The sequence below is a fragment of the Streptomyces sp. NPDC091387 genome, assembly GCF_044756945.1.
GTDB lineage: Bacteria > Actinomycetota > Actinomycetes > Streptomycetales > Streptomycetaceae > Streptomyces.
Genome location: NZ_JBIVTZ010000038.1, coordinates 23,067 through 32,480 on the forward strand (window position 1 = coordinate 23,067; position 9,414 = coordinate 32,480).

At 71.5% G+C, this 9,414-nt stretch carries 6 protein-coding genes; all 6 read left to right on the forward strand.

The window, feature by feature from the left end:
- Window positions 1-66: 66 nt before the first annotated feature.
- The 6 genes from ACIQM0_RS38780 (at window position 67) to ACIQM0_RS38805 (ending at window position 9,273) form a co-directional block, all read left to right on the forward strand.
- A complete protein-coding gene (locus tag ACIQM0_RS38780; protein WP_401295808.1) occupies window positions 67-3,018 on the forward strand; it encodes an SCO5717 family growth-regulating ATPase in 2,952 nt (983 codons plus the stop codon).
- 197 nt (window positions 3,019-3,215) lie between these two features.
- A complete protein-coding gene (locus ACIQM0_RS38785; RefSeq protein WP_401295811.1) occupies window positions 3,216-5,090 on the forward strand; it encodes an ABC transporter substrate-binding protein in 1,875 nt (624 codons plus the stop codon).
- A 118-nt stretch (window positions 5,091-5,208) separates the two neighbouring features.
- Window positions 5,209-6,291, forward strand: a complete 1,083-nt coding sequence (locus tag ACIQM0_RS38790; protein ID WP_385353420.1) for an ABC transporter permease — start codon at window positions 5,209-5,211, stop codon at window positions 6,289-6,291.
- On the forward strand, window positions 6,288-7,256 hold the full coding sequence (locus tag ACIQM0_RS38795; RefSeq protein WP_401295814.1) for an ABC transporter permease: 969 nt from the start codon (window positions 6,288-6,290) through the stop codon (window positions 7,254-7,256). The genes ACIQM0_RS38790 and ACIQM0_RS38795 overlap by 4 nt, the downstream gene beginning before the upstream one ends.
- Complete coding sequence (locus tag ACIQM0_RS38800) at window positions 7,253-8,281, forward strand: ABC transporter ATP-binding protein (protein WP_401295817.1); 1,029 nt, start codon at window positions 7,253-7,255, stop codon at window positions 8,279-8,281. Before ACIQM0_RS38795 ends, ACIQM0_RS38800 begins: the two co-directional genes overlap by 4 nt.
- Window positions 8,278-9,273: an ABC transporter ATP-binding protein gene (locus ACIQM0_RS38805; protein ID WP_385353416.1), complete on the forward strand. Its 996-nt coding sequence runs from the start codon at window positions 8,278-8,280 to the stop codon at window positions 9,271-9,273. The genes ACIQM0_RS38800 and ACIQM0_RS38805 overlap by 4 nt, the downstream gene beginning before the upstream one ends.
- Window positions 9,274-9,414 lie beyond the last annotated feature (141 nt).

Genomic DNA, 9,414 nt, shown 5'->3' on the forward strand with positions numbered 1-9,414 from the left:
GTCCTGTCCGGACGGTCGCCCCCACCCACCACGGCACAAGGGTGCTCGACCACACCAGGAGGCAAAGTGAACGGCGATCGGGACGAAATGCGCGGGAGCTGGGACAAGCCCGTAGACGAGTCGACCGACGCGGAGCCCGCCGAGATGACGGGTGAGTTCACCATCGACTACACCCCGCCCGCCTGGTACACGCAGAACACGCCGGGCGACTCCTCGGGCGGCGCCGGAACACACCTGGCTCCGCCCCCGCCGCCCAACGGCGCACCGGTGTCCGCACCCGGCCTGCCGTCCGGCGGTTTCGAGCCCAGCTGGACCCCGGCTCCGCCCGCCCCGGCGCCCGGTCCCCCGGTGCCGCCGGTCCCACCGGCCGCCCGTTCCTCCTACCCCGCGCCGGAAGCGGCGGACGCGAGCGGTGCCGCCGATCCGTTCGGCAGCGGTGATGTGGAGAGCGGCGCGACCATGCGGTTCTCGTCCGCGGCGCTGAAGCGGGAGATCGCCGAGCGCGAGTCGGCCGCGGAGAGCGAGGCCGGGAGCGGAGACGGCAGCGGGAGCGGGAGCGGTGAGGCCGACGCGGACGCGGCTGACGCCGGTACGGGCGCGGACGCCGGGCAGGACCTGACCACCGGGAAGAGCGGCGGGAGCGACTCGGTACCGTCCCACTCGACTCCGTTCGATTCGGTGGCGTCCGATTCGGTGCCGACCGATTCCGGACCCAGCGATTCGGTTCCGTCCGACTCTGTTCCGTCCGATTCGGTTGCGTCGGCCGACGCCGCGTCGGCGGAGTCCGACGAGGTCGCCGACGACGCCGCGGCCGACGCGACGGACAGCCCCGACTCCGGCAGCACCCCGCAGGCCGACGAGCCCGCCGACTCCGTGCCCTCGGACGCCATCGCGGACGCGGCACCCCCCGCGCCGTCCGCCGCCGCACCCGCACCCTGGACCCCGGCGCCGCCGCAGGGCGGACTGCCGCCGCTGCCGCCCTCCTTCCAGCCCGCCGCGCCCCAGCCCGCCGCGCCCCAGCCCGCCGCGCCCCAGCCGGCCTCGCAGTGGCCGGGACCGCCCCCGGCGAACGGGACACCGGGCAGCGGCTACGGGTTCCCGCAGACCCCGGCAGCCCCGCCGGCCCCGGCGCCCCAGGCCCCGCGGCCTCCCGCGTTCCCGCAGCAGGCCCAGCCGCCCGCACCCGCGCCGCAGGCGGGCTACGGCTTCCCCCAGCAGCCCCCGGCGCCGCAGCAGGCCCTGCCCGGAGCCCCGCTCCCGGCGCAGAACCCGCAGCAGCCCGCCCCTCATGCGCCGCAGCCACCTCAGGCGTCGCAGGTACCTCATACGCCGCAGCCACCTCAGGCACCTCAGCAGCCTCAGGCACCGCAGTGGCCCGCGCAGCAGCCGGGCGCGGCGCTGCCTCCGCCCGGAGCTCAGCCGCAGCAGCAGGGCGGCTACGGCTTCCCCCAGGGTGACCGGCCGTTGGCCGGGAGCACCCCGGACCTGCCCGCGCAGATCGCCCCGCACCAGCCGCAGCCGCCGCACCAGCAGCAGCAGCAGTACCAGCCCCAGCAGCCGCAGCAGCAACTCCCGCCGCAGGCGCCGCCCGTCGACCCGCGCGCCGGAGCCGCCTGGCCGAACCCAGTAGCCCACGACCAGCGCGAACGTTCGGTGCAGGGTGCCCCGCTGGGTTACACGGCCGCCGTGGAGCTCTCGTCCGACCGGCTGGTCCGGGGCAAGCAGAAGGCGAAGAGCAGCCGCGGGCCGTCCGCCGCCTCCCGCTTCAAGCTCGGCGGCAAGAAGGACGAGATCGAGCGTCAGCGCAAGCTCGAACTGATCCGCACCCCGGTCCTCTCGTGCTACCGGATCGCGGTGATCAGCCTGAAGGGCGGCGTGGGCAAGACCACGACGACCACCGCGCTCGGCTCCACCCTGGCCACCGAACGGCAGGACAAGATCCTCGCCATCGACGCCAACCCGGACGCCGGCACGCTGGGCCGCCGGGTCCGCCGGGAGACCGGGGCGACCATCCGCGACCTGGTCCACGCGATCCCGCACCTCAACTCGTACATGGACATCCGGCGGTTCACCTCGCAGGCGCCCTCCGGTCTGGAGATCATCGCCAACGACGTGGACCCGGCCGTGTCGACCACGTTCAACGACGAGGACTACCGGCGCGCGATCGAGGTGCTGGGCAAGCAGTACCCCATCATCCTCACCGACTCCGGTACCGGTCTCCTCTACAGCGCGATGCGCGGTGTGCTGGACCTCGCCGACCAGCTGATCATCATCTCAACGCCCTCGGTCGACGGCGCGTCGAGCGCCTCCACCACGCTGGACTGGCTGTCGGCGCACGGCTATGCCGATCTGGTGCAGCGGTCCCTCACCGTGATCTCCGGGGTCCGCGAGACCGGAAAGATGATCAAGGTCGACGACATCGTGCAGCACTTCGAGACGCGCTGCCGCGGTGTGGTCGTCGTGCCGTTCGACGAGCACCTGTCGGCCGGTGCCGAGGTCGACCTCGACATGATGCGTCCGAAGACGCGGGACGCGTACTTCCGCCTCTCCGCCCTCGTCGCGGAGGACTTCGCACGCGCCCAGCAGCAACAGGGGCTGTGGACGGCGGACGGCAGCAGTCAGCCGCCGCAGTACGCCCCGCCGATGCCCGGACAGCAGCAGGTGCCCGGTAACCAGATCCCGGCACAGCAGTCCTACGCGCCCCAACAGCCCTACGCACCCCAACAGCCGGGCCAGCCGTACCCGCCCCAGCAGCAGCCGTACGGTGGTCAGCAGCCGCAGCAGCCCTATCCCCCGCAGCCGGGCCCCGGCGCCGGGCAGGGCTGGCAGCAGTCGCCGCCCTCGCAGGCCCGGTCGGCCGCGGACCCGGCCGGTCCGCCGCCGCAGCAACAGCAGCCGCAGTACGGCGGACAGCCTGGTCAGCCGGGGCAGCCCGCCCATCCTGAACTGCGGGGACCCCTCCCGCCGGCGGGGTGGCAGCAGCAGCCTCCGCAGCCGCCGCCAGCGCCTCAGCAGTAAGGCGTCAGAGGTCTAAACCAATGAGGGTCCGCATCGCCTCCGCGATACGGGCCCTCTGCGCATTCCCGCAGCCCACACGCCGTTTCGATGACCGTTGACGCGACTCGACCACCGCTGATAAACCTTCGCTTCACCAGCTGGCGATCCACAGATCAACCCGCCTTCTCCGTGCGAGTCCTGACGCGAGGTCCCTGACCATGGTCGAAAGAGTTCCACCACCCGCCGCCCAGCCACGCTCCCGTCTGCGTATCCTCCTGGCGTCCGGAGCCGCTGCCCTCGGGCTCGCGGCCGCGTCCGTCGTCCCGGGGGTACCCCTCGGAGCCGCCGCGCCCCAGCAGGCGCAGGCCGCCGACAGCGGCAAGTCGACCCTGACCGTCGCGGTCGCGCAGAGCGTCGACTCACTGAGCCCGTTCCTCGCCCAGAAGCTGATGAGCACCAGCCTCTCCCGGCTCATGTACGACTTCCTGACGAACTACGACCCCAAGGACAACCACGCGATCCCGGGGCTCGCCACCAAGTGGGAGCCGTCCGCGGACAAGCTGACGTGGACGTACACCATCCGGGACGACTCCAAGTGGTCCGACGGCCAGCAGGCCACCGCAGAGGACGCGGCCTGGACGTTCAACAAGATGATGACCGACGAGGGCGCGGCCCAGGCCAACGGCAGCTTCGTCACCAACTTCAAGAAGGTGACGGCTCCCAGCCCCACGAAGCTGGTCATCGAGCTGAAGGAACCGCAGGCCACCATGGCCGCGCTCGATGTGCCGATCGTCCCCAAGCACGTCTGGGACAAGGTCGGGGACTTCTCGAAGTTCAACAACGACACGAAGTTCCCGGTCGTGGGCAACGGGCCCTTCGTCCTGACCGACTACAAGGTCGACCAGTACGCGAAGCTCAAGGCCAACAAGGACTTCTGGCGCGGTTCGCCCAAGTTCGACGAGGTGGTCTTCAAGACCTACAAGGACCAGGACGCCGCGGTCGCCGCGCTCCGCAAGGGTGAGGTCTCCTTCGTCGCCGGCTCGCCCGCGCTGACCCCCGCCCAGGCCGCCTCGCTCAAGGGCGAGAAGAACGTCAAGGTCAACGAGGGTCCGGGCCGCCGGTTCTTCGCGCTGGCGACCAACCCCGGCGCGCAGACCAAGGACGGCAAGAAGTTCGGCAACGGCAACAAGGCCCTGCTCGACCTGAAGGTCCGCCAGGCGCTCTTCCTGTCGATCGACCGCGAGACGCTCATCGACAAGGTCTTCCAGGGCCATGCCGTCAACGGCGAGGGCTACATACCGCCGCGCTTCCCGGCGTACAAGTGGGAGCCGTCCCCGAGTCAGAGCCTGAGCTACGACCCGGCGAAGGCCGCCAAGCTCCTGGACCAGGCGGGCTACAGGCTCAAGGGCGACCAGCGCGTCGGCAAGGACGGCAAGCCGCTCGACCTGCGCATCCTCTGCCACGCCACGGACCCGAACGACAAGGCGATCGGCAAGTACCTCAAGGAGTGGTGGGGCAAGCTCGGCATCGGCCTCAAGGTCGACTGCCTCGACGACGTCTCCGTGCCCTGGTACGCCGGTGAGTACGACCTCGCCTTCGACGGCTGGTCCGTCAACCCCGACCCGGACTTCGTCCTCGGCATCCACACCTGCGCCGCCCTGCCGGCCAAGGCCAAGGAGAGCGCGTCCACGGACAACTTCATCTGCGACAAGACGTACGACGAGCTGTACAAGAAGCAGCTCGCCGAGTACGACCCGGCCAAGCGGGCGGACATCGTCAAGCAGATGCAGTCCTGGCTCTACGACTCCGGGTACATGAACGTCATCGCGTACCCGAACGCCGTCGAGGCCTACCGCACCGACCAGATCAAGTCGATCACGACCATGCCCGAGGCGGCCGGCAACATCTACGGCCAGGACGGGTACTGGAGCTGGTGGTCGGCCGTACCGGCGGGCAGCGCCTCCTCGGACAGTGACAGCGGTTCCGGTTCCACCGGGATCGTCATCGGCATCGCGGTGGTCGTCGTGGTCCTCGCGGGTGGCGGATTCCTCCTCATGAGGCGCCGTCGCACCACCGCGGACGACCGCGAGTAGTTCCATGGACCGCGGGCACTTTCCGCGGACGGGATGAGAGAGAACGGCGGCGGGGCCCGAGCAGTCCGGCCCCGCCGGCCGGTCCCTCTAGGCGCAGCACGAGTAACGAGAGTTCCCCATGACAGCTGACAGCACTCCGGCGCTCGTGAAACAGGCGGATGCGGATACGGACGGCCCGGCTCCGGCCGGTCCGACGGCCGCCCGCGGCCCACGGGCGCGCAACACCAAGGCCTACCTCAGGTACGTGGCCGCCAAGATCGCCGGCGCGGTCGTCTCACTGTTCGCCGTGCTGGTCACCAGCTTCTTCCTCTTCCGGCTCATCCCCAGCGACCCGGTGAAGCAGATGACCGGCGGCCGCCGCGTCTCGGCCGAGCAGCTCCAGTCGCTGCGTCATCAGTTCGGCCTCGACCAGCCGATGTGGCAGCAGTTCACCACCTACGTGGGCGACGCGCTCACCGGCGACTTCGGCACCTCGTTCCAGTTCCACGCCCCGGTGATGGACAAGATCGTCGAGGCGCTTCCGGCGACGCTGCTGCTCACCGGCACGGCGTACGTCCTCTACAGCGCGCTCGGCATCTGGCTGGGCACCCGTACCGCCTGGCGCAACGGCTCCACGAGCGACCGGTTCAACACCGCGCTCGCGCTCACGCTCTACTCGGTGCCGTCGTTCTGGCTCGGGCTGCTCCTGATCATCGTCTTCTCGGTGGGCGTCGGACCGATTCCCGGCATGTTCCCGACCGGCGGTCTGGAGTCGGGCAACGAGACCGGCTTCGCCTACGTCCTCGACGTGGCGCACCACATGGTGCTCCCGGTGATCACCCTGGTCGCGGTCGGCTACGCGCAGACGCTCCTGGTGATGCGCTCCTCGCTGCTCGACGAGATGGGCAGCGACTACCTGACGACGGCCCGTGCGAAGGGGCTGCGCGACGACGCGGTGCGCCGCAAGCACGCCGTGCCCAACGCGATGCTGCCGACGTTCACGCTGATGTTCGTCAACCTGGGGCATGTGGTCGCCGGACAGATCCTGGTCGAGACGGTGTTCTCCTGGCCCGGTCTGGGCGGCCTCTTCTACCAGGGGCTCAGCGTCCCCGACCTGCCACTCGTCCAAGGGCTGTTCTTCGTCTTCGCCACCGCGGTGATCCTGGCGAACACCCTCGCCGATCTGCTGTATCCGCTGCTCGATCCCCGGGTGGGCCGATGACGACCGAATCCATGCCGGCCTCCACCCCAGAGGCCGAGAAGCCCACACCCGAGGAACGCGGGACCGCGGCGGCCAAGAGCCCGCGCGCACTGGCACGGGCCCGCAAGCGCCGCTCCGTGGCCCGCTTCTGGCGCGAGTACCGCAAGCACCCGGGCGGCCTGTGGGGGCTGGCCGGGCTGATCCTGATCGGGCTGATCGCCCTGTTCGCGCCGGTCCTGGCCGGCGCCGACGCGCAGAGCGTCACCTCCGCCCCGGGCGGTGCGCTGGAGGCGCCGAGCGGTGAGTTCCCGCTCGGCACCGACCAGTTCGGACGCAGCGTGCTCGCGCTGCTGGTGTGGGGCGCGCGCGTCTCGCTCACGGTGGGGCTGCTCGCCGCCTTCCTGTGCGTCGCCATCGGTACGGTCGTCGGTATCCTCGCGGGCCACTTCCGCGGCTGGTACTCGACGGTCCTGATGCGGGTCACCGACTGGTTCCTGGTGATGCCGACCCTGGTCCTGGCCATCGCGCTGGCCACCGTGATGGACCGCTCCCTGTGGACCGTCATCATCGCGATCGGCGTCACCACCTGGCCGACGACGGCCCGCCTGGTGCGGGCGCAGACGCTCGCCGTGGAGTCCCGCCCCTACATCGAGCGGGCCCGTGCGCTGGGCGGCGGTCACGGCCACATCATGACCCGGCACGTCCTGCCGAACGTGATGCCGCTGGTGCTCGCCCAGACCACGCTGGTGATCTCCAGCGCGATCCTGACCGAAGCCACCCTGGCCTTCCTCGGCCTCGGCGACCCGACCATCACCTCCTGGGGCGGCATGCTCCAGGACGCCCGCGAGGCCGGCGCCGTGAGCTCGGGCGACTGGTGGTACCTGGCGCCGCCCGGTATCGCCATCGCCCTGGTGGCGCTGGCGTTCACGCTGTGCGGCCGCGCCATCGAGACCGTCCTCAATCCCAAGCTGGGGGTGGCCCGTTGAACACGACAGACGTCCACAAGACGCCGCTGCTCCAGGTACGCGATCTGACGGTGACGTACGCCGGCGGGGCCCAGGCGGTCCGCGGGGTGAATCTGGAGGTCGACGCGGGCCAGAAGCTCGGCATCGCCGGGGAGTCGGGCTGCGGGAAGTCGACACTGGCGCTCGCGCTGCTGCGTCTGCTGCCGGCCGGCACGAAGGTCTCCGGCGAGATCCTGCTGAACGGTGAGGACGTCCTCACCATGAAGTGGGGCCAGGTCCGGGCGGTGCGCTGGGCCGGTGCCTCGATCGTCTTCCAGGGCGCGATGCACTCGCTCAACGCGGTGCACCGCATCGGCGACCAGATCGCCGAGCCGATCGTGCTGCACAGCAAGGCGTCCCAGGCAGCCGCCCGCAAGCGGGCCGGTGAGCTGCTGGAACAGGTGGGACTGCCAGCCGCTCGTGCGGACGCCTATCCGCACGAGCTCTCCGGCGGACAGCGCCAGCGCGTGATGATCGCGATGGCGCTCGCCTGCGATCCGGGGCTGATCATCGCCGACGAGCCGACGACGGCCCTCGACGTGATGATCCAGGCCCAGATCCTGCGTCTGATCGAGCAGTTGGTCTCCGAGCAGGACCTCGGGCTGATCATGATCAGCCATGACCTGGCGGTGCTCTCGGACACCTGCGACCGGCTCGCCGTGATGTACGCGGGACGGGTCGTCGAGCAGGGCCCCGCGTCCGAGGTCTACGAGAACGCGACCCACCCCTACAGCAAGGCCCTGTCGGGCGCCTTCCCGCGCATCGGGGACCCCGCGTCCCGGTTCGCCCCCCGCGGGCTGCCGGGCGATCCGCCCGACCCGTCGGCGCTGCCGGCCGGCTGCACGTTCCACCCGCGCTGTCCGGTGGCCCTGGACTCCTGCACCACGCAGGACCAGGAGCTGCGGGACTCCGGGCCCGGACGGCAGGCCGCCTGTGTGCTGGTGGGCCCGGAAGGGGCGGCCGCCCCGGCCCTGCCGGGCGCAGAGGAAGCAAGGAGCACCACATGACCACCACCACGGATCTGCTCAGCGCGCAGGCGCTGCAGGTCACCTTTCCCGGCCGGCACGGCGCAGACCCGGCGCGGGCCGTCGACGGGGTCGACCTGGACATCAGGCCGGGCGAGATCGTCGCGCTGGTCGGCGAGTCCGGGTGCGGCAAGACAACGCTGGCCCGTTCGCTGCTGGGCCTGGTCCCGCCGACCTCCGGCCGGATCACCTTCGGCGGCAAGCCGCTCGACTACGGCAACCGTGCGCTGAAGGCGTACCGCAAGCGGGTCCAGCTGGTGCTCCAGGACCCCAGCGGCTCACTGAACCCGCGCCACACGGTGTACGACGCGGTGGCGGAGGGTCTGCGGATCCACCGGTACGGCGGCGACGAGCGGGAGGCGGTGACCGGCGCCCTGTCCCGGGCGGGGCTGCGGCCCCCGGAGCGGTTCTTCCTGCGCTACCCGCACGAGCTGTCCGGCGGCCAGCGCCAGCGCGTCGTGATCGCGGGCGCCCTGGTCCTGGAGCCGGAACTCATCGTGGCCGACGAGCCGGTGGCCTCCCTGGACGCCTCGGTGCGCGGCGAGATCCTGGCGCTGCTGCTGCGACTGCGGGACGAACTGGGCCTGTCCGCGCTGGTCGTCACGCACGATCTCGGTCTGGCGTGGAACATCGCGGACCGGGTGGCGGTGATGTACCTGGGCCGGATCGTGGAGACCGGTGACGTCGAGCAGATCCTCACGGCTCCGCGGCACCCGTACACCCAGGCACTGCTGTCGGTGCTGCCGGAGGCGGAGGGCGATCCGGTGGTGCTGACCGGTGAGCCGCCGGACCCGTCGAAGGTGCCGTCCGGCTGCCGCTTCCATGTGCGCTGCCAGGTTCTGGCCTCCGGCGAGGCGGAGCGCGCGGGCGTCGCGGACGCGTGCCGTACGAAGGATCTGCCGGTGCTGGCGGGAGGCGGCGAGACGCAGGTGGCGTGCCACTGGGCCAATGCCGCGGCGGAGACGCCCGCCTAGTCGTTCGCCGGGCGGTGGGGGGGGGGGGCCCGGGGGCGGCCCCCCCCCCCCCCCCCCCACCACCCCCCCCCCCCCCCCCCCCCCCCCCACCACCCCCCCCCCCCCCCCCCCCCCCCCCCCCGCGGGGTTGTATAAACCCGC